21 protein-coding genes and 2 pseudogenes are annotated in these 23,184 nt (G+C 70.6%); 9 read left to right on the top strand and 14 right to left on the bottom strand.

From position 1 onward, the window contains the following. Positions 1-42: 42 nt before the first annotated feature. The 11 genes and pseudogenes from tsaE to OR600_RS01205 all read right to left on the bottom strand — a co-directional run. Positions 43-588, bottom strand: a complete 546-nt coding sequence (tsaE, locus tag OR600_RS01255; RefSeq protein WP_251164356.1) for a tRNA (adenosine(37)-N6)-threonylcarbamoyltransferase complex ATPase subunit type 1 TsaE — start codon at positions 586-588, stop codon at positions 43-45. A 2-nt stretch (positions 589-590) separates the two neighbouring features. Continuing rightward, positions 591-1,235 carry a uracil-DNA glycosylase gene (locus OR600_RS01250; RefSeq protein WP_135978919.1) on the bottom strand — a complete coding sequence of 215 codons (645 nt, stop codon included), beginning with the start codon at positions 1,233-1,235 and terminating at the stop codon, positions 591-593. A 10-nt stretch (positions 1,236-1,245) separates the two neighbouring features. Continuing rightward, a complete protein-coding gene (alr, locus tag OR600_RS01245) occupies positions 1,246-2,406 on the bottom strand; it encodes an alanine racemase (protein ID WP_135978918.1) in 1,161 nt (386 codons plus the stop codon). Between the two features lies 1 nt (position 2,407). Further along, positions 2,408-4,033 carry an NAD(P)H-hydrate epimerase gene (locus OR600_RS01240; protein ID WP_265590489.1) on the bottom strand — a complete coding sequence of 542 codons (1,626 nt, stop codon included), beginning with the start codon at positions 4,031-4,033 and terminating at the stop codon, positions 2,408-2,410. Positions 4,034-4,037: 4 nt separating this feature from the next. Beyond that, positions 4,038-4,580: a holo-ACP synthase gene (locus OR600_RS01235; protein ID WP_135978916.1), complete on the bottom strand. Its 543-nt coding sequence runs from the start codon at positions 4,578-4,580 to the stop codon at positions 4,038-4,040. A gap of 3 nt (positions 4,581-4,583) precedes the next feature. Then, positions 4,584-6,428, bottom strand: coding sequence for a glutamine--fructose-6-phosphate transaminase (isomerizing) (gene glmS / locus OR600_RS01230; RefSeq protein WP_135978915.1), 1,845 nt, complete (start codon positions 6,426-6,428; stop codon positions 4,584-4,586). Between the two features lie 41 nt (positions 6,429-6,469). Continuing rightward, entirely contained in the window at positions 6,470-7,804 is a 1,335-nt protein-coding gene (gene glmM, locus OR600_RS01225) for a phosphoglucosamine mutase (protein WP_135978914.1), read from the bottom strand. A 143-nt stretch (positions 7,805-7,947) separates the two neighbouring features. Further along, positions 7,948-8,343 carry a 30S ribosomal protein S9 gene (rpsI, locus tag OR600_RS01220; RefSeq protein ID WP_135978913.1) on the bottom strand — a complete coding sequence of 132 codons (396 nt, stop codon included), beginning with the start codon at positions 8,341-8,343 and terminating at the stop codon, positions 7,948-7,950. 3 nt (positions 8,344-8,346) lie between these two features. Then, the gene (gene rplM, locus OR600_RS01215; RefSeq protein ID WP_135978912.1) at positions 8,347-8,784 is read right to left on the bottom strand and encodes a 50S ribosomal protein L13; all 438 of its coding nucleotides are present in this window, start codon (positions 8,782-8,784) and stop codon (positions 8,347-8,349) included. Positions 8,785-9,292: 508 nt separating this feature from the next. Beyond that, a complete protein-coding gene (locus OR600_RS01210; protein ID WP_135978911.1) occupies positions 9,293-10,171 on the bottom strand; it encodes a patatin-like phospholipase family protein in 879 nt (292 codons plus the stop codon). A gap of 139 nt (positions 10,172-10,310) precedes the next feature. Beyond that, positions 10,311-10,433: pseudogene (locus OR600_RS01205) on the bottom strand (PTS sugar transporter subunit IIB); the annotation flags it as partial. A gap of 627 nt (positions 10,434-11,060) precedes the next feature. On the opposite strand from OR600_RS01205, the gene OR600_RS01200 reads away from it, so the two are divergent. The 9 genes from OR600_RS01200 to OR600_RS01160 all read left to right on the top strand — a co-directional run bounded on the left by OR600_RS01200 (position 11,061) and on the right by OR600_RS01160 (position 20,050). Further along, complete coding sequence (locus tag OR600_RS01200; protein ID WP_265590486.1) at positions 11,061-11,270, top strand: hypothetical protein; 210 nt, start codon at positions 11,061-11,063, stop codon at positions 11,268-11,270. Positions 11,271-11,429: 159 nt separating this feature from the next. Further along, entirely contained in the window at positions 11,430-12,194 is a 765-nt protein-coding gene (locus tag OR600_RS01195) for a DeoR/GlpR family DNA-binding transcription regulator (RefSeq protein WP_204408007.1), read from the top strand. Positions 12,195-12,223: 29 nt separating this feature from the next. Beyond that, positions 12,224-13,147: a 1-phosphofructokinase gene (gene pfkB / locus OR600_RS01190; RefSeq protein WP_135978908.1), complete on the top strand. Its 924-nt coding sequence runs from the start codon at positions 12,224-12,226 to the stop codon at positions 13,145-13,147. Positions 13,148-13,419: 272 nt separating this feature from the next. Next, positions 13,420-14,133 (top strand): helix-turn-helix transcriptional regulator, encoded by a 714-nt coding sequence (locus OR600_RS01185; protein WP_251173534.1) that lies wholly within the window; start codon positions 13,420-13,422, stop codon positions 14,131-14,133. A 121-nt stretch (positions 14,134-14,254) separates the two neighbouring features. After that, on the top strand, positions 14,255-15,211 hold the full coding sequence (locus tag OR600_RS01180) for an ABC transporter ATP-binding protein (protein ID WP_265590485.1): 957 nt from the start codon (positions 14,255-14,257) through the stop codon (positions 15,209-15,211). Positions 15,212-15,220: 9 nt separating this feature from the next. Continuing rightward, positions 15,221-16,435, top strand: a complete 1,215-nt coding sequence (locus OR600_RS01175; protein WP_265590483.1) for an ABC transporter permease — start codon at positions 15,221-15,223, stop codon at positions 16,433-16,435. After that, on the top strand, positions 16,422-17,669 hold the full coding sequence (locus OR600_RS01170) for an ABC transporter permease (RefSeq protein ID WP_265590482.1): 1,248 nt from the start codon (positions 16,422-16,424) through the stop codon (positions 17,667-17,669). The genes OR600_RS01175 and OR600_RS01170 overlap by 14 nt, the downstream gene beginning before the upstream one ends. Before the next feature lie 229 nt (positions 17,670-17,898). Then, positions 17,899-19,542, top strand: a complete 1,644-nt coding sequence (locus tag OR600_RS01165) for a DEAD/DEAH box helicase (RefSeq protein WP_265590481.1) — start codon at positions 17,899-17,901, stop codon at positions 19,540-19,542. A gap of 292 nt (positions 19,543-19,834) precedes the next feature. Next, positions 19,835-20,050 carry a DUF6485 family protein gene (locus OR600_RS01160; protein ID WP_135978903.1) on the top strand — a complete coding sequence of 72 codons (216 nt, stop codon included), beginning with the start codon at positions 19,835-19,837 and terminating at the stop codon, positions 20,048-20,050. Between the two features lie 61 nt (positions 20,051-20,111). On the opposite strand, the gene OR600_RS01155 is transcribed toward OR600_RS01160, so the two are convergent. The 3 genes and pseudogenes from OR600_RS01155 to OR600_RS01145 all read right to left on the bottom strand — a co-directional run bounded on the left by OR600_RS01155 (position 20,112) and on the right by OR600_RS01145 (position 22,968). Next, positions 20,112-20,615: a PTS sugar transporter subunit IIA gene (locus tag OR600_RS01155; RefSeq protein ID WP_135978902.1), complete on the bottom strand. Its 504-nt coding sequence runs from the start codon at positions 20,613-20,615 to the stop codon at positions 20,112-20,114. 48 nt (positions 20,616-20,663) lie between these two features. Further along, the gene (locus OR600_RS01150; protein WP_265590480.1) at positions 20,664-20,990 is read right to left on the bottom strand and encodes a hypothetical protein; all 327 of its coding nucleotides are present in this window, start codon (positions 20,988-20,990) and stop codon (positions 20,664-20,666) included. Positions 20,991-21,354: 364 nt separating this feature from the next. Next, positions 21,355-22,968: pseudogene (locus tag OR600_RS01145) on the bottom strand (family 4 glycosyl hydrolase). Positions 22,969-23,184 lie beyond the last annotated feature (216 nt).

The raw sequence follows: 23,184 nt of genomic DNA, 5'->3' as shown, positions 1-23,184 counted from the left end.
ACGCCATTCTAGTTCCCCGGGACGCCCATGAAGAGACGGGCCTCAGCCGACGGACCCCGCCACCGCCGCGTCCAGGGCCGCCGCGAGCTCCGCGCCCCGCACGCCCGCGCCCCGCACCTCCACGGTCCGGGCCGGCTCGGCGCCGCCCTCCACGGGTGCGCGCGATATGGCCACGTCCAGGCGCTCGTCGCCGAGGTCGTCGGCAAAGGCCTCGCCCCACTCCACCAGGCTCGCCCCCTCCACGCCGGCGACGTCGAGCACGCCGGCGTCGCCCAGCTGGTCGGCGTTGTCCAGGCGGTAGAGGTCGAAGTGGTAGAGGTCCAGGGTCTCGCCCCGGTGGACGGCCATGATGTTGAACGTGGGGCTCGTGACGTCGTCGGTGCAGCCCAAGGCCCGGGCCACCCCCTTGGTGAGCTGGGTCTTGCCGGCCCCGAGGTCGCCCGTGAGGATCACAAGGTCGCCCTCGCCGAGAAGGGCCCCCAGAAGCTCCCCCAGGGCCTGGGTGGCCTCGGCCGAGGTGGAGGCGTAGCGGCCCTCCCCGGTGCGGGTGAGGCCGTCCATGGCGGTATCGTCGCAGGTGACTCCCATCGTCACTCCTCCCCCACGGGGACGCCGCCCGCCGCGGGGGCAGGGGCGGCCGGGTGCTCGGCCAGCCATTGGCCGAGGAGCGCGAAGTCGGCCTCGAGGCTCGCCTGCTTGGTGCGGTCGTAGATGGCCGCGGCGGGGTGGAACACCGGCAGCACGTGGAAGTGCCCCGTCTCGTAGAAGCGGCCGCGGAGCGACGTGATGCCCTGCTCGGTACGCAGGATGAACCTCGTGGCAAAGTTGCCCAGGCACACGATGACGTCGGGCCAGACGCTACGGATCTGCTCCCGCAAAAACGGGCTGCACTCCGCGATCTCCTCGGGCCGCGGGTCGCGGTTGGAGGGCGGGCGGCACTTGAGGACGTTGCAGATGTAGACCTCATCGCGCCTGAGGCCGGCGATCTCGAGCAGGGCGTCGAGCTTCTTGCCGGCGGCACCCACGAAGGGCACGCCGGAGAGGTCCTCGTTCTTGCCCGGGGCCTCGCCCACGATGACCACGCGGGCGTAGGCGTCACCGTCGCCGAACACGATGTTCGTGCGCGTCTCGCAGAGCGGGCACCTGCGGCAGTCGCCGAGGAGGTCGCGCACGGCCGACAGCGGCACCTCGCCGGGGCGCTGATTCTCGTAACCCGGGATCTTGAGCATGGCCATAGCTGCCCCCTTAGACGTAGACCTTCTCGAGCCTGAGGCCGAAGTCGCAGACGACCTCGTAGTTGATGGTGCCCGACAGCTCGGCGAGCTCCTCGGCCGTTATCTCCTCGTCGCCGTCCACACCCATGAGGGTGACGAGGTCGCCCTCCTCCACGGGGCCGCAGGGGCGGTACTGCCGCACCTGGTTGACCTCCACGGCGAACATGCACTGGTCCATGCAGACGTTGCCCACCTGGCGGTGGCGCCGGCCGCGGCAGAGCACCTCGGCGCGGTTGGAGAGGATGCGCCCGTAGCCGTCGGCGTAGCCGACGGGAATCGTGGCCACCTGCACCGAGGAGGTGGTCACGCGCCAGGTCATGCCGTAGGAGACCCCCGTACCCACCGGCGGCCAGCCGCAGCGGGTGACCCGGGCGCGCACGGCCATGGCCGGTTCGAGGTCGATGTGGTCGCGGCTGGGCTCGCAGGGGTGCAGGCCGTAGAGGCCGATACCCACGCGCACCATGTCGTAGTGGGTGTCCTTGTGGAGCACCACCGAGGGGGTGTTGTCGCAGTGAACGAGGCCCGGGTCGAACCCGGCGTCGCGCAGGGCCGCCACAGCCTCGTCGAAGTGGCTGCGTTGGAGCTCCCAGTCCCAGTCGCCCGGCACGTCCGCCGTGGCGAAGTGCGTGAAGGTGCCGGCGCACACGAGACCGGAGTGGAAGTCCACGGCGCGCCGGAACTCCACGGCCTCGGCCCAGGGCACGCCTATGCGCGTCATGCCGGTGTCCAGCGCCAGGTGGTAGGCCCCCTGGCGGCCGCCGGCCGCGGCGTACTCGCCAAAGGCCAGGGCGAACTCCGTGGTGTAGACCGAGGGCATGAGGTCGTAGGCGAGGAGGTCGGGGATGGCCGTGGCAGGGGGCTGCGAGAGGACGAGGATAGGCTTGGAGACCTCGGCCTCGCGCAGGGCGATGCCCTCGCGCACCGTGGCCACGGCGAAGGCGTCGGCGCCGGACGCGGCCATGAGGGGGGCGCACACGGCGGCACCGTGGCCGTAGGCGTCGGCCTTCACCACGCACATGAGCTTGACGCCCCGTGCGAGGCGCTTCTTGTACTCGCGGGTGTTGTGACGGATGGCGGAGCGGCTCACCTCCACCCAGGCCCAGCGGGTGTCGGGGCAGCGGCTCTCCGCCACCTCACTCACCTTCCTCGGGCGACACACCGGCGACGGCCAGCGAGACCTGCTCCTCCATGGCGTCGAGGGCGAGGCCGAGGTTGCCGATGAGGTCGGAGGCCATCACGCCGCGGCTGCCGTGGGCCTCGGCGGCGAGGTTGGCGGCGAACCCGTGGACCTCGCAGGCGAAGGCGCACACGAGGGGGAGCACGTCGTTCTCCACGACGCCGCGGGCGAGGAGCGCCGCCATGATGCCGCCGAGCACGTCGCCGGAACCGGCGGTGGCCAGGCACGCAGGGCCGGGTTTGGGGAGCAGGGCGATCTCGACGCCCACGCAGCCCGTGGACTCGCCCTTGGCCACCACGCAGATGTCGGAGCCGCCGTCGGCCCAGACGATGCGGCGAGCGGCCTCGAGGGCGGCGGTGAGGGAGCTGGGCGGCTCGCCGGGCTGGCCCACGAGGCGGCCGAGCTCCCGGCGGTGCGGGGTGAGCACGAGCGGCGCCTCGCGGCGGATGAGCTCGGGGAAGTTGTCCAGGCGGTTCGTGGTCATGCGAGACAGCGCGTTGAGGGCGTCGGCGTCGAGCACGAGGGGGACGTCGCACTCGAGGAGCGACGAGACCACCGAGACGGTGTCGGCGCACACGCCCATGCCGGGGCCGCAGAGCACGCAGCTGCGCTGCTCGGCCATCTTGACGATCTCCGTGCGGGCGCCGGCCGAGAACATCCCCTCCTCGTTGGTGGGGAGCCCCACCACGGGGATCTCGAGGAGGTGGGTGCGGCACACCGTGGCGATGCGGTCGGGCACCACGAGGGTGACGTAGCCGGCACCGGAGCGGGCGGCCGCCATGGCGGCCATGACGGCGGCGCCGGGGAAGCGCGTGGAGCCGCCCACCACGAGGACGGAGCCACGGGAGTACTTGTCGACGTCGGCCGTGGGCTCCCGGAGGGTCTCGAGGTAGTCGGCCGTGTCGCAGCGCCAGGCCACCGGGTCGGCCTCCACCACGAGGCGCTCGGCCTGCTCGGCGAGGGGCGCGAGCACGATGGCGCCGCAGACGTCGCGGCCGCGGCCCGAGAGCAGGCCCGGCTTGAGGCAGATCATGGTCACCGTGGTGTCGGCGAAGACGGCGCCGCCCGGGGCGTGGCCGGTCTGGGCCGAGAGGCCGCTCGGCACGTCCACGGCCACCACGTGGGCGCCGCTGGCGTTGACCGCGTCGATCCAGATGTCGAAGGGCGCGGCAGGCTCGCCGTGGAACCCGGTGCCGAGCAGGGCGTCCACCACCACGGCCGCCTGGGCCAGGTGGGCGTCGAGCTCGTCGCGGCTGGGGGCCACGAAGAACGGCACGCCGGCGTTCACGGCCGACTGGGCGACCATGAGGGCGAGGGGGCTCTTGAGGGACTCGGGCTCCACGGGGGTCATGACCTCCACCTGGGCACCGGCCTTGGCCATGAGCTCGGCCGCCACCCAGCCGTCGCCGCCGTTGTTGCCGGTGCCGCAGAGCACCACCACAGGCCCGAGGTTGCCGAGGTCGAGCACCTCCTGGGCCACGGCGTGGCCGGCACGGCGCATGAGTTCGGCGAGGCTCACACCCTCCAGCGTGAGGTCCTGCTCGACCTTGCGGACGTCTTCGACGTTGAGAACCGGTTGCATGGGATCAGACCTCCTCGGGGCCCGCGGGCGCGGGCTGGGCCGCCTGGGCGGCCTTCCATTCTGTCTCCTGGACGCGCTCCAGGTCGTCGAGGACCGAGCGCGCCTCCTTGAACGAGCGGGTGAGCTCGGCCGCCGGGTCGGGCCGCTCCTCCTTGGGAGGGCGGGCGTCCTCGGTCACCGCCACGGCGATGGCCTGGGCCACGTCGCGGGTGTGGGAGAGCGAGAGCGCCACCTCCACGACGCCCCGCTCGGCGGCCAGCCGGGCGGCGGCGCCGGCGAGGCGCGCCTTGGGGGCGCCGGTGCGCGGGTCGGGCACCACCGAGACGTCGGCGAGGCCCATGCCCGCAAAGCCGCAGCCCAAGGCCTTGAGCACGGCCTCGCGGGCCGCGAAGCGCGCGGCGTACGACTCCGCGGGCCGGGCCCGGCCGTCGCAGTAGGCGCGCTCCTCGGCCGTGAACACCCGCTCCCTGAACCGGGGCGTGCGCTCCAGCACCCGCTCCATGCGGGCGATCTCGACCATATCGACCCCGACGCCGGCGCAGGCCACGGCCTACTCCACCGTGACCGACTTGGCGAGGTTGCGCGGCTTGTCCACGTCGCAGCCGCGGGCCAGCGCCACGTAGCGGGCCAGCATCTGCAGGTGCACCACGGCGACGATGGGCACGTAGTACTCGGGCGCCGGCGGGATCATGAGCAGGTAGTCGGAGAGCTGGGCGATCTTCTGGTCGCCGTCCGTGGCCACCGACACCACCACGGCGCCGCGGGCCTTGACCTCCTGGATGTTGGAGATGGTCTTATAGCGCACACGGTCGTCCGGGCAGATGACCACCACGGGAAAGCCCGGGTCGATGAGGGCGATGGGGCCGTGCTTCATCTCGCCCGCCGGATAGGCCTCGGCATGGAGGTAGCTGATCTCCTTGAGCTTGAGGGCGCCCTCGGCGGCCGTGGTGGAGTTGAGCCCGCGGCCCAGGAACAGCGACGACCCGGCGCCGATGAAGGCGTGGGCCGCGGCCTCGTCCTGCCACGCGCGGGCGAGCACCTCGCGGATGAGGCCGGGCACGCGCTCGAGCTCGCGGAAGCGGCGGGAGACCTCGCGGTAGCCGAGGGAGCCGTTGCGCTGGGCGAGGAACAGGGCCACGAGCACGGAGGCCACCATCTGGGCCGTGTAGGCCTTGGTGGAGGCCACGGCCACCTCGGGGCCGGCCTGCACATAGAGAACGCCGTCGGCCTCGCGGGCGGCGGAGGAGCCGATGACGTTGGTCACGGCGAGCACCTTGGCGCCGGCGGCGTGCATCTTGCGGGCGCTGGCCAGGGTGTCGGCCGTCTCGCCGGACTGGGTGATGATGATGCAGAGGGTGTGGTCGGAGACCAGCACGTCCTCGTAGTTGAACTCGCTGGCGGGCTCCACCGAGACCGGGATGCGCGCCCACGACTCGATGAGGGAGCGGGCAATGAGGCCCACGTGGTAGGAGGTGCCGCAGGCCACGATGTAGACGCGGTCGATGGCGGCGATCTCGGCGTCGGTCATCTCGAGCTCGTCGAGGCGGATGCCCTTGGGCGTGAGGCGGTCCTTGAGGAGGCGCTCGATGGCCTCGGGCTGCTCGGCGATCTCCTTGGCCATGAAGTCGGGGTAGTCGCCCATGGCGGCGGCGCCGGCATCCCAGTCGATGTCGAAGGAGTCGGGGCTTGCGCAGACGGAGAGGTCGCTCTCGAAGACCTCGACGGTGCCGTCGGGCGAGAGGCGCGCGAGCTGGCCGTCGTCCAGGTTGACCACGTGGTTGGTGATGCCGGCGAGGGCCGTGACGTCGGAGGCGGCGTAGGCGCCGTCGTCGGTGGAGGCGAGCACCAGGGGCGAGCCCTTGCGGGCGCAGACGATGGTGCCGGGGTCCGCGGCGTCCACGAGGGCCATGGCCCAGGAGCCCTCGAGGCGCGAGCAGGCCAGGGAGACGGCCGTGAGCAGGTCGCCCTCCGCGGGGCCGGCCAGGGCGTCCTCCACCAGGTGGGCGATCACCTCGGAGTCGGTCTGGGAGCGGAACGTGTGGCCCGCCCGGGAGAGCTCCTCCTGGAGGGCCTGGTAGTTCTCCACGATGCCGTTGTGCACCACGGAGAGGGTGCCGTCGCAGTCCTGATGCGGGTGCGCGTTGGCGTCGCTCGGCTCGCCGTGGGTGGCCCAGCGGGTGTGGGCGATGCCGCAGGTGGAGGCGGTGTCGAACCGCTCGCAGAGCTCGGCGAGGGCGGCCACGCGGCCCTTGCACTTGATCTGGAGGATGTCGTCCTGGGGCGTCACGAGCGCCACGCCCGCGGAGTCGTAGCCGCGGTACTCGAGGGTGGTCAGGCCGTCGATGAGGAAGGGCAGCGCCTGACGCGCGCCGGTGTAGCCAACGATGCCGCACATGACAGGTCTCCTTTGGTCTGGTTTGCGGGGGACGGCCCCGTCTAGGCGAGGGCGCGGATGACGTCGGCCACGGACTCGGCGAGCTCGGCGGCGAGGTCCTCGGTCTCGGCCTCCACCATGACGCGCACGAGGGGCTCGGTGCCGCTGGCGCGCACGAGGATGCGGCCGTTGCCGGCCAGGCGCTCCTCGGCGGCGGCCACGGCGGCCGTCACGGAGCCGTCACCCATGGCGGCGTCCTTATCCCCCACGGTGACGTTCACGAGCTTCTGGGGGAACAGGCGCACGGGGCGCACGAGCTCGGCCAGGGTCTCGCGCTCGGCGCGGATGACCTCCATGACCCGGAGGCTCGTCATGATGCCGTCGCCGGTCTTCTCGATGTCGCCGAAGATGATGTGGCCGGACTGCTCGCCGCCGAGGGAGTAGCCGTTCTCGCGCATGCAGGCAAAGACGTTCTTGTCGCCCACCGCGGTGGTCTCGTAGTTGAGCTGGGCGATCTCCAGAGCCTTGAGGAACCCGAAGTTGCTCATGACCGTGGGCACCACGGTGCCGCCGGCCAGGCGGCCGTGCTTGTTGAGGTACTTGCCGCACACATAGAGGATGAGGTCGCCGTCCACCACGCGGCCGCGGTCGTCCACGGCCAGGCAGCGGTCGGCGTCACCGTCGTAGGCGAAGCCCACGTCGAGGCCCTGCTCCACCACGAGGCGCTGGAGGCGCTCGATGTGCGTGGAGCCGCAGTCGACGTTGATGTTGAAGCCGTCGGGGGCGTTGTTGATCACGCGAACGTCGGCGCCGAGGGCGTCGAACACGGGCTTGGCCACGGAGGAGGCGGCGCCGTTGGCGCAGTCAAGGCCCACCTTGACGCCCTGGAGCGAGAAGTTGGCGCTGGCGATGAGGTGCGCGATGTAGCGGTTGCGGCCCTGCATGTAGTCCACGGTGCAGCCGATCTCGTTGCCGGTGGCCAGCGGGATCTCGAACTCGTCGTCGATGTAGGCCTCCACGCGCTCGAGCACGGCCTCGTCCATCTTGAAGCCCTCGCGGTTGACGAGCTTGATGCCGTTGTCGGTGAAGGGGTTGTGGGACGCGGTGATCATGATGCCGCAGTCGAAGCTGCCGTCCACCACCTCGTAGCACACGCCCGGGGTGGGGATGACGTGGAGCATGTAGACGTCGGCGCCGGAGGCCACGAGGCCGGAGATGAGCGCCGCCTCGAACATGTAGCTGGAGCGGCGGGTGTCCTTGCCGATGACCACGCGGGCCTTGCGGCCCTGCTCGAGGCCGTAGTGCCAGCCCACGTACCGGCCGATCTTGAAGGCCTGGTCGACGTTGAGGCCCTCGTTGGCCCTTCCTCGGAAGCCGTCGGTGCCGAAGTACTTCATCTGCTATCTCCTTTTTAGCTGCTTTCAGCGGATGAGCGCGATGTGGGTGACGCCTCGCCTAATCGTAGCGAACGAAAAGGGGCCCGTCGCGGACGACGGGCCCCCACAGGACAATCTTCGTGGCGACTGCGCAGATGCCAGGCTTAACGCTTGGAGAACTGCGGGCGCTTGCGGGCCTTCTTGAGGCCGTACTTCTTGCGCTCGACGGCACGGGCGTCACGGGTGAGGAAGCCGGCCTTCTTGAGCTCGGGACGGTAGTCGCCGGCCTCGAGAAGGGCGCGGGCGACGCCGAGACGCACGGCGCCGGACTGGCCGGAGATGCCGCCGCCGTCGCACTTGGCGAGGACGTCGAAGCGGCCCTGGGTATCGGTCACGCGGAAGGGGGCGAGGGCGGCGTCGACCAGGTGCTGGCGGCCGAAGTAGGCCAGGGCGTCCTTGCCGTTGACGATGAACTTGCCGGTGCCCGGGATCAGGCGCACGCGGGCCACGGCCTCCTTGCGGCGGCCGGTGCCGTAGTAAACAACAGTGTTCTCAGCCATGGGTTAGCCCTCCAGCTCGATCTTGACGGGGTTCTGGGCCTCGTGGGGGTGCTCAGGGCCGGCGTAGACCTTGAGCTTGCCGAACTGCTGGCGACCCAGGGTGGTCTTGGGGAGCATGCCCTTGACGGCGTGCTCGATGACGCGCTCGGGGTGCTTGGCCATGGCCTCCTCGAACGACTCCGTCTTGAGACCGCCGAGCCAACCAGAGTAGCGCCAATAGCTCTTCTGGGCGGCCTTGTTGCCGGTAAGCTGGACCTTATCGGCGTTGATGACGATCACGAAATCGCCGGTGTCGACGTGCGGGGTGTACTGCGGCTTGTTCTTGCCGCGCAGGATCGTGGCGATCTGCGTGGCGAGACGGCCGAGGACGGCACCGTCAGCGTCGATGAGGACCCACTTGCGGGCGACCTCGCCGGGCTTGGCGTACTTGGTCGACTTCATGCTACGAACTCCTCCATGCATTGGTGGTACGTGTTCTTTTACGAGGTTACGGGGCTCAGCAAAAGAAGCTTGTCGATTGTACACGAACGGCCCGGAAAAGCGCCGGTAGTTTGGGCTTTCTCCACAGGTGGGCCACGGCGCCCCGCGACAAGGGCCTCAGGGCCCGGCTGAGGGGCGTCCCCGAGGGGTTCCGCACGGGGGCGGGACCGTGGCGCCCCCGCCCCCTCCAGGGGCCCCGTGGCGCACATGCCTTTTAGAGTGCGCCCCGCAAGGGGATTCTGCGGCAAGGCGGCCTTGGAGGGCGCCTCCCGGCCGCAACCGGCCGTTGCAGGGTGGCCCGACCGCCCCGCAGCGGCCTGTTGGGACAGGCCCCTCCCGCAGGGCGCCCCTGGAGGGGGGGCGTCGGCGGGCGCCCCGGGGCGGGCATCGCACGGCATAGACCATCGAACATGCGAAGTGACAGATGGGCCAGGCGCCGCTGTCACGCCGGGCTCCGGGTCGCGGGGGCCTAGTGGAAGGTGGGGTTTCCCTCCCACCCCAGCGACTGCAGGAGCGCGGCGGCCATGCGGCGGCCGTCCACGTAGAGCTCCAGGAGCTTGGTGCCGTCCTCCTCCATGAGGGCGAGTTCCACCGGGGCGGAGGGGGCCACCACGTGGGCCACGCCCTCGGCCTCGAGCTCGAAGACATGGTCCAGCTGAGCGTTGTAGCGGGCGCCGCGGGTCTCCAGGGCCTCGAGGTAGTAGGGGTAGTCGCCGTAGAGGCGGCGCGCCACGCCCATGAGGGAGTAGGCCTCGGACTTGCGGTAGCCGCGGTGCTGGGTGAGCACCACCACGAGCTCGTCGGCGCCGTCGGCCAGGGCCCGCTCCACCGGCACAGAGTCGCAGGTGCCGCCGTCGAGGAGCCGACGCCCGTCGTAGGCGACCACCTCGGAGAGGCACGGGAGCGAGGAGGAGGCCATGACGGCGTCCATCTGCGCGGGGAGGTCGGCCACCTCGAGGTAGGCCGCCGTGCCGAACGTGAGGTCGGAGGCCACGACGGTGAAGGGGACGGGGTCGGCGTTGAAGGCGGCGCAATCAAAGGGGTCCATGCGCGTGTTGACCGTATCGTAGAGGAACTCGCGCCCGGTGACGTTGCCGGTGAGGGCGAGGCTCCGGAGGCTCATGAACGCGGGGTTGTCGCGGGCGGCCAGCGTGTCGCGGCAGAACCGGCCGACCTGCCCCGCCTTGAAGTTGGCGCCGTTGATGGCGCCGGCGGACACGCCGTAGATGTGGCTGAAGCCGCGGAAGCCCTGCTCGAGGAAGACGTCGAGTACGCCGGCCGTGAACATGCCGCGCATCCCGCCGCCCTCGAGCACGAGGGCGACCCTCTTGTCGGTGTCCTGCTCCATCGCACGCCCCTCCCGCCGGGTTCCCGCCGTATTGGGTCAGGATACCCCGTCGGGGGCGGGAGGCAACGGGGGCCGGGCCGTCCAGGAAGTTGTCGATGACCGCGATCTGGGTCTGCGGGGCGCTCGAGCGGGCGCGCTCGGAAAGGATGCGCTGGCAGACCACGATGGCGGCGTCCGCGGGCACGGTGTCGACCGAGGAGTGCTCCACCGTGAGGTCGGGGCGCACGGCCCTGATGCGGTTGCGGAAGCGGGTGGCGCCCATGACCGAGGAGCCCATGCCGGCGTCGCAGGCGAAGACGATCTTGGCGTCCTCGGTGTTGGAGATGACCACAGCCTCGGCGGTGCCCAGCTGGGAGCGCAGGTCCTCGGCCGCCTCGTCGGCGGCGGCAGGGGCCGTGGCCCGCAGCATGGGCGCGGCGACGGCGAACGAGACGCCGGCGGAGATGGCCACGCCCGCGATGGTGGGCAGCATATAGGCCACGGGCGTCATGGACAGGTACGCGATGATGGATCCCGGGGACGCGGGTGCCACAAGGCCGCAGCCGGTCATGGAGAACCAGGCGATGGCGGCGGCGGAGCCGGCGATGGGGGCAACGATGAGCTTGGGGTTGGACAGCACGTAGGGGAAGTAGATCTCGTGGATGCCGCCGAAGAAGTGGATGATCACGGCGCCGGGAGCGGACCGCCTGGCCTTGACGTCGCGGGAGAACTGGCAGTAGGCCAGGAGCACGCCGGGGCCGGGGTTGCTCTCGGGCATGTACATGATCGAGCGCCCCATGGTGGCGGCCTGCTCGGCCCCGATGGGGCTCAGGATGCCATGGTTGATGGCGTTGTTGAGGAACAGAATCTTGGCCGGCTCGATGAAGACGGCCAGAAGCGGCAGAAGACCGTGGTTCACCCGCACGGAGACGCCGGCGGCAAGAAGCTCATCTACACGCACGTGAGCATGCCGCTCACCGCCATCGACGACTTCCGCGGCCTCGCCGCGGAGGACCCGCGCTTCGGCGAGTTGGCCGCCATCGTGGAGGCCAACAACGGCCTGTGGTGCGCCGCCGCCGAGCGCTACCTGCTGGACAACTGGGATCCCATCGACGACTGATCCCCGGGTCCCTGAGAGCCCCACAGGGCCGCCCCCTGGCGACCCTGTGGGGCTTTTCAGTCAGCCTCGCCCGTCGCCGCACCCCCTTGCGAAACGATGGTATTTTCCTTTTGGAACGACAATTGCCGAGACCGAGGGGGCGGTGTGAGGGAGCGACCCATGACCCAGGAGATGCACCATCGGCGCGAGCGCATCGTCGAGCTCGTCAACCGCCAGGGCAGCGTCTCGTTCGCCCAGGTGAAGCAGGAGCTGCCCGGGGTCAGCGAGATGACACTGCGCACCGACCTCAAGGCCCTGGACGCCGAGCGCCGTATCGTACGCATCCACGGCGGGGCGCGCTCCGTGGGCTACGTGGTGGGCACCGACGACCTGCTCGACCGCCGCACGGTGCGCAACGTCGAGGCCAAGGAGGCCATCGCCGCCAAGGCCGTGGCCCTCGTGCGCCCGGACAGCTGCATCTGCATCGACTCCGGCTCCACCACCACGGCGCTCGCGGCCCGCATCCCCGACGAGCGGCTGCTCGCCTTCACCAACAGCCTCACGGTGGCCGGCGAGCTCGCCCGTCTCGCGAACCCCCAGACCCATGTGTTCGGAGGCACCCTCAACCGCTTCTCCCGCTGCATGAACGGCAGCGCCGTGGTGGAGGCCGTGCGCGACGCGCACTTCGACACGTTCTTCTTCGGCGTCACCAACTACAGCGACTCCATGGGCTTCACCTGCGGCTCGGAGGAGGAGGCCCGGTTCAAGCGGGCCTGCATCGAGCAGGCGGACACCGTGGTGGCCCTCATGGACGGCTCCAAGGTGGGCCCCCGGGGGACCTTCCGCATCTGCGGCCTCGACGCCGTGGACGCGGTGGTGGGCGACGACGGCCTGCCCGCCGGTTTCCGCGAGGCATGCTCCGAGCACGGGGTCGACGTCCTCTGACACGGCACACAGACCAGAAGGGATTGGCCATGATCTACACCGTCACGCTCAACCCGGCCCTCGACAAGACCATCTACGTGGACGGGTTCGCCGTCGACGAGGTCAACCGCGTGCGGTCCCTGCGCGAGGACCCGGGCGGCAAGGGCATCAACGTCACCAAGGTGGTGGACGCCCTCGGCGGGTCGTCCCGCGCCCTGGCCCTGCTCGGCGGGTCGGTGGGCCGCCGCATCCAGGACATGCTCGCCGCCGCCTCCATCGACTGCTGGGCCTTCGAGGTCCCGGGCGAGACCCGCACCAACACCAAGGTGGTGGACGAGGAGCTGCACACCAACACCGACATCAACGAGCCCGGCCCCACCGTCACCGCCGCCGACCTCTCCGCCATGCTCGACGCCCTCGTGGACATCGTGGGGGAGGGCGACATCGTGGTGCTCTCCGGCAGCCTGCCCGCCGGCGCCCCGGCCGACACGTACCGCACCTGGGTGGGGGCCTGCCGCGACGCCGGCGCCCGCGTGTTCCTCGACGCCTCCGGCGGCGCCTTCGAGCTGGGCCTCGAGGCCAAGCCGTACCTGGTGAAGCCCAACGAGGTGGAGCTGGGCGCCATGCTCGGCCGCGACCTCGACACCGACGAGAAGGTCGTGGAGGCCGCGCGGGAGCTCGTGGCAGGCGGCATCGAGCGCGTGGTGGTCTCCCGCGGTGGCGACGGCGCGGTCTTCGTGGACGCCGACGGCGCCACCGTGGTGTGCTCGCCCAAGGTCAAGGTGGCCTCCACCGTGGGCTGCGGCGACTCCGTGGTGGCGGCGCTGGCGCTGGGCTGCGACCGCGGCATGGACACCCGTGACGTCATGGTGCTCGCCATGGCCACCGGCTCCGCCAACGCCATGCAGTCCGGCACCCAGCCGGCGCCGCTGGACCTCGTGGAATCGCTCAAGGGCGACGTGAGCTTCGCCTAGGGTCCCCCGGTACGCCCTCTCGGCAGGCATCTCTCTCGGCACCTGAACGCGATCGAGGGCGACCGTCTCCCCACCTGAACGCGGTTGGGGGCGGATTCGCGGGCCGACGAGACCCGGGAGCCGCCCCCATTCGCGTTCAGGTGGAGAAGGGGGAAAGGGCGCGCGACTTGGGTGCAGGGCGCGCGGCGGGCGGCGCAGGCCGGGCGGTGTGGTGTGCGCTACCCTACTGAGGTCCGCACCCACCGCCGAGGAGAGAGGCGCCCGTGGCCGCCATGCCCGTCGACAGGACCATGAACCACGCCGTCGCGCTGACGCTCGGCATCGCCGCGCAGCTCCTCTCCCCCGCCCTGGAGCCCTACGCGCCCGCCTTCCTGGCCGCCCTCTGCCTCGCCTGCCTCCTCGACCTCGCCCGGCCCCGCTGGCGCGACGCCGTGACGGCCGCGGCCCTCGCGCTCCTCGCCCTCTGGGGGCCCTTCGCGGCCTTCGGCCCCCTCGTCGCGGCCCTCGCCGCCTCGAGCCGCCGCCGATGGGTGCGCCTGGCGTGGCTGGCACCCGCCGCGGTGTCGCTCGCCCCCATGGGGCCCACGGCGGCCGCCGGGCTCGCCCTGCTGGAGGCCGTGGCCTTCACCCTCGCGGTGCGCAGCGAGGCCTCGGCCGCCGAGCGCGTCGCCCTCACGGCCCTGCGCGACGGCCTCCGGGAGCGCGTGATCGCCCTCGGCGAGGAGAACACCGCCCTGGCCGACGAGGCCGCCCGCCCCGTCGCGGCCCCCGCCGCCGAGGCCGCGCTCGAAGGCCTCACGGACCGCGAGCGGTCGGTCCTGGCGCTCGTGGCCGAGGGCCTCGACAACCGGGAGGTCGCCGGCCGCCTGTACCTCTCCGAGGGCACGGTGCGCAACCATGTGAGCGCGATACTGCGCAAGAAGGAGCTCCGCAACCGGGCCCAGCTCGTCTCGCTCTACTATCGCGGACCCGTCGTCGCCCCCTGAGCCAGCACCCCCTTCTAGCTGCGAAGACAGAGCCCGTGACAGAAGTCACTTCCGCTTCTGGCGGCCGTCGGGCCATGCTGTGGCCACGTTTTGGCACCCAGACCCACCGGGAGGACCCATCATGGACACAACCTCGCCGCCGACGCCCGCCGTGTCGGTGGAGAACCTCGTGAAGCGCTACGGCTCCTTCGTGGCCGTCGACCACCTCTCGCTCTCCATCCGGCCGGGGGAGGTCTTCGGGCTCCTCGGCCCCAACGGCAGCGGCAAGACCACTACCATCGACTGCATCCTGCAGCTGCTCACCTACGACAAGGGGCGGATCGAGCTCTTCGGCGAGCCCATGACCCCCACGAGCTACGGCCTCAAGCGCCGCGTGGGCGTGGTGCCCCAGAACATCGCCGTCTTCGACGAGCTCACGGTACGCGAGAACATCGACTTCTTCTGCGGCCTCTACGTGACGGACCGCGCCGAGCGCGCCCGCCGCGTGGACACCGCCGTGGACTTCTGCGGCCTCGGGGAGTTCGCCTCGTGGCGCCCCCGCAAGCTGTCGGGCGGCCTGCTGCGGCGCCTCAACATCGCCTGCGGCATCGCCCATCGGCCCGACCTCGCGTTCTTTGACGAGCCTACCGTGGCCGTGGACGCCCAGAGCCGCGCCCAGATCCTCTCGGGCATCCGCTCCATGAACGAGGCGGGCACCACCGTGGTCTACACCTCCCACTACATGGAGGAGGTCGAGGAGCTCTGCAGCCGCGTGGCGATCCTCGACCACGGGCGCATCATCGCCCAGGGCACCGTGGACGAGCTCAAGGCCCAGGTCAAGATCGGCGAGACCGTCTCCGTCGAGCTCGCGAACCTGCCTGCGGGGCTCCTGGAACGCATCGAGGCGCTGCCCGGGTGCCGCGAGGCCTCCTATGGCGACGGCACCCTGCAGGTGCGCTGCGCCAACAGGCCCCACAACCTCCTCGACGTCCTCGGCGCCGTGCGCGACTGCCACGGCACGCCGGGCCGCGTATGGAGCGAGCCACCCACGCTGAACGACGTGTTCCTCGAGCTCACCGGCCGCAAGCTCAGGGATTAGGGGGTCGCCATGCTCAAGAACTGGTGGCTCGCCCTGCTCACCCTGGTGCGCGACAGGAGCTTCCTCGTCTGGTGCCTGGGCCTCCCGCTGGGCCTCGCCACGATCTTCGTCTTCATGTTCCAGCCCCTGGAGCGGCTCACCGTCCTGGAGGAGCTCCCCGTGGCGGCCGTGCGCCCCGCGGACGGCCCCGAGGGCGAGGCGTTCCGGGACTTCGTGGACGCCCTCTCCACGGGCGACGGCGCCCCGGCGGCCTTCTCGGTCTCCTGGTACGGCTCCGAGCAGGACGCCCACCGCGCCGCGGAGAAGGCCACTGCGAAGGGCTCCGCCATGGGGGGCGCGGGCGACGGGAGGGCGCCCATAGCCGTGGTGTCGCTCGACGGCGCCGACGTCTCCGTGGACCTCGCGCCCACCTCCGACTCCACCGTGGAGCTCGAGCAGTCCGTGGTGGTCTCGGTCTTCGACGGTTGGGCCGCCCGTATGGCCGCCGCGAGGGCCGTGGCCGAGAGGGACCCGGTGGCCCTCGCCTCGGAGGCCGTCGCGGCCGCGCTCTCGGGCGGCGGCCACGTGGACAAGGTCTCGCTCACCGAGACCGCGCCCAAGGAGACCACCGCCTTCTACTTCGCCCTCCTCGGCTTCGCCGCGCTCATGAGCGCCCAGAGCGGCCTCATGGCGGCGCTGACCCTCGTCCCCGGCGCCACGGGGTGCGCCTCGCGCATCACCGTGGGCGGCAGGCCCCGGTCCCGGCAGCTCCTCTGCTGGCTCTCGGCCTCCTGGGCCACCTCGTTCGCGGGCCTGGCGGTGTGCCTCGCCTACATCTGCGTCGCCGCCTCCATCGACTTCGGGGCGCGGCTTCCCCTCGTGGTACTGGCCCTCGCCCTGGCCTCGCTCATGGCCACGGGGCTCGGCGGCCTCGTGGCGGTGACGGGGCCACGGGACGCCGGTGTCAAGGACGGTATCCTCACGGCCGTCACGTGCGTGGGCGCCCTGTTCGCCGGCCTCTACGGCGAGCCCGTCATGGAGATGGCCAACTCCCTTGCCCGCGAGGTCCCGGCGTCCGCCTGGGTGAACCCCGTGCGCCAGGTCATGGACTCGCTCTCCTCCCTCGTCTACTACGACAGCCTCGCCCCCTACTGGTTCCACCTGGGCCTCGTGGCCGCATTCGGGGTCGTGTGCTGCGCCGTTGCCGTCGTCCGCCTAAGGAGGCTGCGCCGTGAGAGTCTTTAGGTACGCACTGACCATGGCCGTCAGGAAGCCGCTGTTCTTCCTCATCTACGCCGTGGGACTGTCGTTCATGGGTGTGGCCATGGCCCTGGCGGTCGCGTCCTCGCAGCCCGCGGACACCGCCGCGGCCGTGGCCCGGCCCCAGGTGGACTGGGCCGTCGTGGACCGCGACGGCAGCGAGCTGTCCCGCGGCCTCGTCGAGGGCCTGGCCGGCCTAGGCACCCGCGAGGACGTGGCCGACAACCGGCTCGCCATGGAGGAGGCCGTGGCCCAGGGGCAGGTGGACTGCCTGTTCATCGTCCCCCCGGGCTTCGGCGACGACTTCCTCGCCGCCGCCCGGGCGGGCCGGGAGACGCCGTCCGTGGAGGCCGCCTACGGATTCGTGGGGGCCGGCGGCGCCCTGGCCTCCGCCACCGCCGATCGGTGGCTCTCCGCGGCGGCCGTGGCCGCGGCCGCCGACCCCGGGGCCGGCGGCGCGGCCGTCTCCGAGGAGGCCGCCAGGGCCGCAGCCGAGACCGTGTCCGTGGCGGTGCTCCCCTCCGAGCGGGCCGAGGGTGCCGACGGGGGCGTCAACGCCTTCACGTTCTACCTGCAGTGGTCCATCTACACCACCGTCGCGTCGGTCGTCGCGTGCACCGCTGTGCTCTTCTCGACGTTCAACCGCACCGACGTGCGCCGCCGCGACCTCGCGTCGCCCGAGACCTACGCCTCCTACACCCTCCAGGTGGCGGGCGCGGCCCTGGCGGTCACGCTGGCGTGCTGGGGCGTCGCCACCGCGGTGGGCCTGGCGTTCTTCGGGGCCGACGCCGCGGCCATGGGGCCCGCGGGCCTCGCCGCCACCCTGGGCGCCTCGCTGGTCTTCTGCCTGGTCCCGCTGGCCGTGTCGTTTCTCGCGGGACAGTTCGGCTGCGGGCTCGGCGGCGCCAACGCCATCGGCAACCTCCTCGGCATGGCGATGTCGTTCCTGGGCGGCGCGTGGATCTCGCTCAGCCTCCTGGCCCCCGAGGTCCAGGCCGTGGCGCGCTTCACACCCGGCTGGTGGTACACCGACGCCCTCGCCCGGGCCCGCGACGTCGCCGGGTCGGCCGGCACCGACGCCGCCCTCGAGGCCATCGCGGTCGACCTCGCCGTGGTGCTGCTCTTTGCCGTCGCGCTCTTCCTCGTGGCCCTCGTGGTGGGAAAGCTGCGCGAGCAGACCGCCGAGGCCGGCGGCAACGGGGCCGTCGAGGGGGCGTAGGCGGGCACCGCGACGGGCACTGCGCCTGAAAGCGCCTGAGGGTGCCCTCGGTCGCTTTCAGGCGCTGGCACCGGCGGCGGTCCCGTGGATTTTGCCTGCGATGACCGCGTGACGGCGGCGAGGGCGTGTAGAGTGTTCGAGTTGTCGGTCCGGGCCCACGCCGCCCATCGTCCAGGGGCCGCTCCCCCGCCATGGGCGGGCCTTGTGAATCGACCTGTAAGGAACCCTTTTGTCTGAAACCCAATCCAGCACCTTCGCCGAGCTCGGCCTCGGCGCCAAGGTCCTTGCCGCCGTGAAGTCCCTGGGCTACGAGAGCCCCTCCCCCGTGCAGGAACAGGCCATCCCCGCCGTGCTCGCCGGGAAGGACGTGCTCGCCGCCGCCCAGACCGGCACCGGCAAGACCGCGGCCTTCCTGCTGCCCGTGCTCAACGACCTCCCGCACCACGGCAAGGCCAAGGGGCCGCTCTGCCTCATCGTCACCCCCACCCGCGAGCTGGCGATCCAGATCGAGGACGTGTGCCAGACGATCTGCAAGAAGACCGGCCACCGCTCCGTCACCGTGGTGGGCGGCGTCTCCTACGGGCCGCAGCGGGGCAAACTCGCCCGCGGCTGCGACGTGCTCGTGGCCACCCCGGGGCGCCTCATGGACCTCATGGGCACGGGCGACTGCGACCTGTCCGAGGTGACCACCCTCGTCATCGACGAGGCCGACCGCATGCTCGACATGGGCTTCCTGCCCACCGTGCGCAAGATCGTGGCCGCCTGCAGGAACCGCCGCCAGACGCTGCTCTTCTCGGCCACCCTCGACGAGGCCGCCGTGGGCGAGATCACCGACCTCGTCCACGACCCCGCCGTCATCGAGATCGCACGGCGCGGCACGGCGGCCCAGACCATCGACCAGTTTCTGCTGCCGGTGTCGCCCGAGGTCAAGAACAAGCTCCTGGCCAAGGTGCTCGAGCGCGAGGGCCACAGCCGCGTCATCGTGTTCTGCCGCACCAAGCACCGCGCCGACGCCGCCTGCCGACGCTTGCGCAAGGCCGGCATCGCCGCGGCGCCCATCCACGGCGACCGCAACCAGAACCAGCGCGAGCGGGCGCTCCGCGACTTCCGCAAGGGTTCCATCGAGGTGCTCGTGGCCACCGACGTGCTGGCCCGCGGCATCGACGTGCCCGACGTGGACTATGTGGTGAACTTCGACGTGCCCGGCGACCCCGAGGACTACGTCCACCGCATCGGCCGCACCGGCCGCGCCGGGGAGTTTGGCTGGGCCCTCACCTTCGTGACGCCCGACGACGTGGACGACATGCTGGCCACCGAGGCCCTCATGGGCCGCACCGTGCCCGCCTTCGAGCGCACCAAGGGCCTGGACCTGGGCACCACGCCGCCCGAGCTGGACCCCGACCGCGTGCCGGCCAAGGTGAGGAACCTGCCCGCCTCCGGCAAGCACCGCAAGAGCCGCACGAAGGCCGCCGCCGCAAAGGCCGTGGCGCGCCAGGCCAAGCGCGACAAGGGCCCCCGGCCCTCCCACGGCAAGCCCAAGGCAAAGGCCGGCGAGCGCGAAACCGGCAAGAAGACCAAAGACGCCACGGCCAAGAGCCCTACGGCCCCTGGCGAGAGGGGCAACCGCAGCAGCAACGCCAAGCGCCAGGGAGCTTCGACCAAGGGCCGTGGCAGCCAGGGCCGCGGCGACAGCAGCCGCGGCAACGGGCGCCCCGGCTCTCGCAAGCGCAGCGGATCATCTCAGCGCGAGAGCGGATCCGGCCAAGGCTGGCAGAGCTACAACGGCCCGCGCCCCTCTAAACCCGCCCGCAAGAAGGGTCGCCGCCCCGGCGATCTGGGCGGAAAGACCCGCTCCAAGAGCGGGCGTCGCTAGGAGCTGCGAGCAAACCCGCTTTGTGCCCCCTCGACCCATGCCAGGGAAGCCTCTGGCATGGGTTTTTCCTTATCGGTGCTACGCAAGCCCGTGCCAGAGCGCTCCTTGGCATGGGTTCTCGCCGCTTGGCACCACTAAAACCCATGCCGCAGGGCCAGCTGGCATGGGCTTCTCCCCGCACAAGCCCCAAAACCCATGCCAGAGGCCCCCGCGGCATGCCCTATCCCCGGAGAATGACGCAGGATGGCACAATGAAGGGACTTCCCAGCCGCCAGCCTGCCGAGGAGCCCCTATGGACCAGCTCTCCCCCTTCTGCACCTGCACCGACCAGGTCTGCCCTTATCACCCGTCAAACCACGACCGGGGCTGTGCTCCCTGCATCGCCAAGAACCTTGCCGAGCACGAGATTCCCAGCTGTCTGTGGAACCTTGTCGACACCGCCAAGGGCCAGCCGTCCTACTCCATCCGGGCCTTCGCCGAGCTCGTGGTGGAGAAGGACCTCCGCTGACATCCACCAAAAAAGGGGCGCGGTCCAAACTCGAACCACGCCCCTTGGACCACCGCGCCCGCTACTCGAACCAGATCACCGGCTCCCCAACCTTCACGGGGCCGGGCCCGCGCTTGCGCATGGTCATGCCGGCGGGCGCCTCCAGGACCACCACCATGACGGTGGGGTCGTAGCCGGCGGCGCGCACGGCGTCGGCGTCCATGGTCACCACGGTCTGGCCGGCCGTCACGGCGTCGCCCTGGGCGGCCGCGACCTCAAAGCCCACGCCCTCGAGGTCCACGGTGTCGATGCCGCCGTGGACCATGACCGAGAGGTCCCCGGCCTCCACGCCGAACGCGTGCCCCGTGGGGAACAGCGCCGAGAGGGTGCCGTCCACGGGCGCCGCGAGCGGGCCGCCCACGGGCACGATCGCCACGCCGTCGCCCATGGTCTTCTCGGCGAAGACCGGGTCGGCCACCGACTCGATGGCCACGAGCTCGCCGTCGGCCGGCGAGAGGACGCGGGGCCCCTCGGGCGCCTTCTGCGCCTTGCCGGCCCCCTTGAACATGCGGTCGAACAGTCCCATGAACCTCTCCTTCCTCAAGCCTCCCACGCAGGGCGGCCCTCAAACTGTCTAGCCGTTGTTGATGCGCCAGCTCGCAAAGGCGCACAGGGCCGCGAGCACAACCACCACGATGGCGCCCGACACCTCGGCCGCCTTGGCGCCCCACGGACGCTCCTTGCGCCAGCGGGCGCGCTCTTTGGCCGTAGGTCTCCAAACACGCCACAGGAGCAAGACGATGCCGGCCAGCCCCGCCACGTTCTGCATGAGCATCTCAGCGCAGAGCAGCCCCACGAGGTTGGCCGCCGTGTAGCCTCCGCCGCCGTCGGCGTAATGCTTGTGGGCCAGATGGAGCAGGTAGGCCACGAGCGGTTGGATGCAGGCGGCAAGAAAGCTCACCGCAAAGGCGGGGCTTCAGGCGAAAAGGTCCTGCAGGCTGGCGATGCCGGCCGCATCGAAGTTGAGCGAGCCCGAGACGGCCATCCCGGCAAAGGGGCTCACAACGAGCAGCGCTTCCACGACGAGGAACATGCGACGGGAGCCCCTCCCGACCAGACGCGCCGCGCGTCACGGGAGCCGCGACGCCTTCGGCCTGCTCCCGAGACTCGCGGCGCTCGGGGTCGAGGCGCGTCCCGCGGCTGGCGGCCTGGGCGCGGTTTTTCTTGGCCATGGGCGAGGCTCCTTTCTGGGGCCGACGGCGGCCACGGGAGCCGGCGAGGCGAGCAACGCCCCGCCGGCCCAAACGATTATGAACTATATAAACTTACGAGAGCTCGGGCCAGAATCCTTGTTGGCCTCGATGAGGTCGTCCGGGACGTCCTTGGCCACCTTGGCCGAGGGGATGGTGGCCGAGGGGGTGAGGGCCTGCCAGAGCTTCTGGTAGCTGCCCTCGGCCCAGGCCTGGACCACGGGCTTCTCCACGGAGACCTGCTGCTCCATCATGCCCTTCTGGAACTGCGGGATCTGACCCTGGCAGATCTTCTCGTAGCCGTTCCTACCCACGACGCAGGGCACCCCCACCATGGCGGTGGGGTCGAAGTTCGAGATGGCGCCGTCGTTGGGGACGATGAGCAGGAAGCGCTCGCGGGTGTTCTCGGCAAGGGCGCAGGCGAGGTCGACGATGTCGGTGGCGTGGGCGTCGGCCTCGAAGTCGGACCCGACGGCCGTCCCCTTCTCGATGATCTCGCGGCAGGCGCCGAAGACCTTCTTCTCGCAGCCGTCCATGACCTCGTTGGCGCGGGTGTACTCGGGGTCGGAGGTCTCCACCACGTAGTCGGGGAACAGGTAGTACTTGAGGTAGGTGTTGGGGATGGTCTCGGGGTCGACGGCGTAGACGTCCTTGGCCTTGCCGAACGTGTGCACCCAGGACTCGTCGATGTGTTGGGCCTTGTCGCCGGAGGTCTCGAAGCCGTCCATGTAGCCGCTCTTGGCCATGTGCTCCTTGATCTGGGGCATCAGGTCGTTGCCGTCCCTGTCGAAGATCTCGGTGAACCAGCCGAAGTGGTTGAGGCCGTAATAGCTGTACTGCAGCTCGCGGCGGTCGGCGATGCCGCACGTGTGGGCCATCTTGTCCATGAGGTCGATGCATGTCGCAGATGTTGATGATGCGGGAGCTGGGGCGCAGGAGGCGGCAGGCCTAGGCCACGATGGCGGCGGGGTTGGAGTAGTTGAGCATCCAGGCGTCTGGGCTGCACCTCTCCATGTAGTCGAGGATCTCGAAGACGCCGCCGATGGAGCGCATGCCGTAGGCGATGCCGCCGGCACCGCAGGTCTCCTGGCCGACCACGCCGTGCTTGAGGGGGATCTTCTCGTCGAGCTCGCGCATGGCGTAGAGGCCCACGCGGATGTGAGCGAGGACGAAGGTGGACCCGGAGAAGACGCCGAGCCACTCGGGCAGCTCGAACTCGAAGAAGCGGTTGTGGATTCAGGTGATGACGCCGGAGATGGCGAGGGCGCCGATCATGCCCATGTCGAGCGTCTTGATGTTGGCGATCATGGCCAGGCCGCTCGTGTTGCCGGTCTCGAGGGAGTAGTCGACGCCGAAGAAGCCGCCCCACTGGGAGAGCATGGTGGCGACGAAGTAGTTGAACGTGAGGTAGCCGACGAGCACCTCCATGCAGCACCGGGCGTTGTGCTTCTTGGCCAAGCCGATGGGCAGGGCCACGGCGAACAGGAGCGGCAACTGGTTGAACACGGTCCAACCGCCCTGCAGGACGACGTTCCAGACGCCGTACCCCATGGCGCCTTCCGCCGCCATGGGGCCGAAGATGACCCCGGTGGTGAACAGCGTCCCCAACCCGATGACCACGCCGGCGAAGGCGAACAGCAGCACCGGGGTGAACATGGCCCCACCGAACTTCTGGATCTTCTCCATCATCTCGGGCACCCCCTTTCTTGTCTGTCGTGCGATGTCTTTTACTGGCGGCCCTCGGGCCGCCGCCTCGCACGGGCCCCGCGGCGCCACGGGGCATTACTTATTCGTACAAGATAGGCATTCATGGTGCCCAAACTTGTTCGTATAAGTTTCCATCTTAAGGGGAACCGAGGTGAGCGGTCGTATTCTCCTGGCAAGCGTTGTACGAATAAGTTTGAC

It is taken from the genome of Granulimonas faecalis, from assembly GCF_022834715.1.
Classification (GTDB): Bacteria; Actinomycetota; Coriobacteriia; order Coriobacteriales; family Atopobiaceae; genus Granulimonas; species Granulimonas faecalis.
This window is presented reverse-complemented; position numbering and strand designations above follow the sequence as displayed.

Excerpts from the sequence above, each read along its gene's own strand:
- rplM (WP_135978912.1), bottom strand. The coding sequence starts at position 8,784 with ATGAAGTCGACCAAGTACGCCAAGCCCGGCGAGGTCGCCCGCAAGTGG.
- OR600_RS01195 (WP_204408007.1), top strand. The coding sequence starts at position 11,430 with ATGACCCAGGAGATGCACCATCGGCGCGAGCGCATCGTCGAGCTCGTC.
- OR600_RS01155 (WP_135978902.1), bottom strand. The coding sequence starts at position 20,615 with ATGGGACTGTTCGACCGCATGTTCAAGGGGGCCGGCAAGGCGCAGAAG.
- OR600_RS01175 (WP_265590483.1), top strand. The coding sequence starts at position 15,221 with ATGCTCAAGAACTGGTGGCTCGCCCTGCTCACCCTGGTGCGCGACAGG.
- OR600_RS01180 (WP_265590485.1), top strand. The coding sequence starts at position 14,255 with ATGGACACAACCTCGCCGCCGACGCCCGCCGTGTCGGTGGAGAACCTC.
- OR600_RS01250 (WP_135978919.1), bottom strand. The coding sequence starts at position 1,235 with ATGGCCATGCTCAAGATCCCGGGTTACGAGAATCAGCGCCCCGGCGAG.
- rpsI (WP_135978913.1), bottom strand. The coding sequence starts at position 8,343 with ATGGCTGAGAACACTGTTGTTTACTACGGCACCGGCCGCCGCAAGGAG.
- OR600_RS01240 (WP_265590489.1), bottom strand. The coding sequence starts at position 4,033 with ATGCAACCGGTTCTCAACGTCGAAGACGTCCGCAAGGTCGAGCAGGAC.
- OR600_RS01210 (WP_135978911.1), bottom strand. The coding sequence starts at position 10,171 with ATGGAGCAGGACACCGACAAGAGGGTCGCCCTCGTGCTCGAGGGCGGC.
- tsaE (WP_251164356.1), bottom strand. The coding sequence starts at position 588 with ATGGGAGTCACCTGCGACGATACCGCCATGGACGGCCTCACCCGCACC.
- pfkB (WP_135978908.1), top strand. The coding sequence starts at position 12,224 with ATGATCTACACCGTCACGCTCAACCCGGCCCTCGACAAGACCATCTAC.
- glmS (WP_135978915.1), bottom strand. The coding sequence starts at position 6,428 with ATGTGCGGCATCGTTGGCTACACCGGCGCGCGTCAGGCGCTGCCCTTC.
- glmM (WP_135978914.1), bottom strand. The coding sequence starts at position 7,804 with ATGAAGTACTTCGGCACCGACGGCTTCCGAGGAAGGGCCAACGAGGGC.
- OR600_RS01185 (WP_251173534.1), top strand. The coding sequence starts at position 13,420 with ATGCCCGTCGACAGGACCATGAACCACGCCGTCGCGCTGACGCTCGGC.
- OR600_RS01160 (WP_135978903.1), top strand. The coding sequence starts at position 19,835 with ATGGACCAGCTCTCCCCCTTCTGCACCTGCACCGACCAGGTCTGCCCT.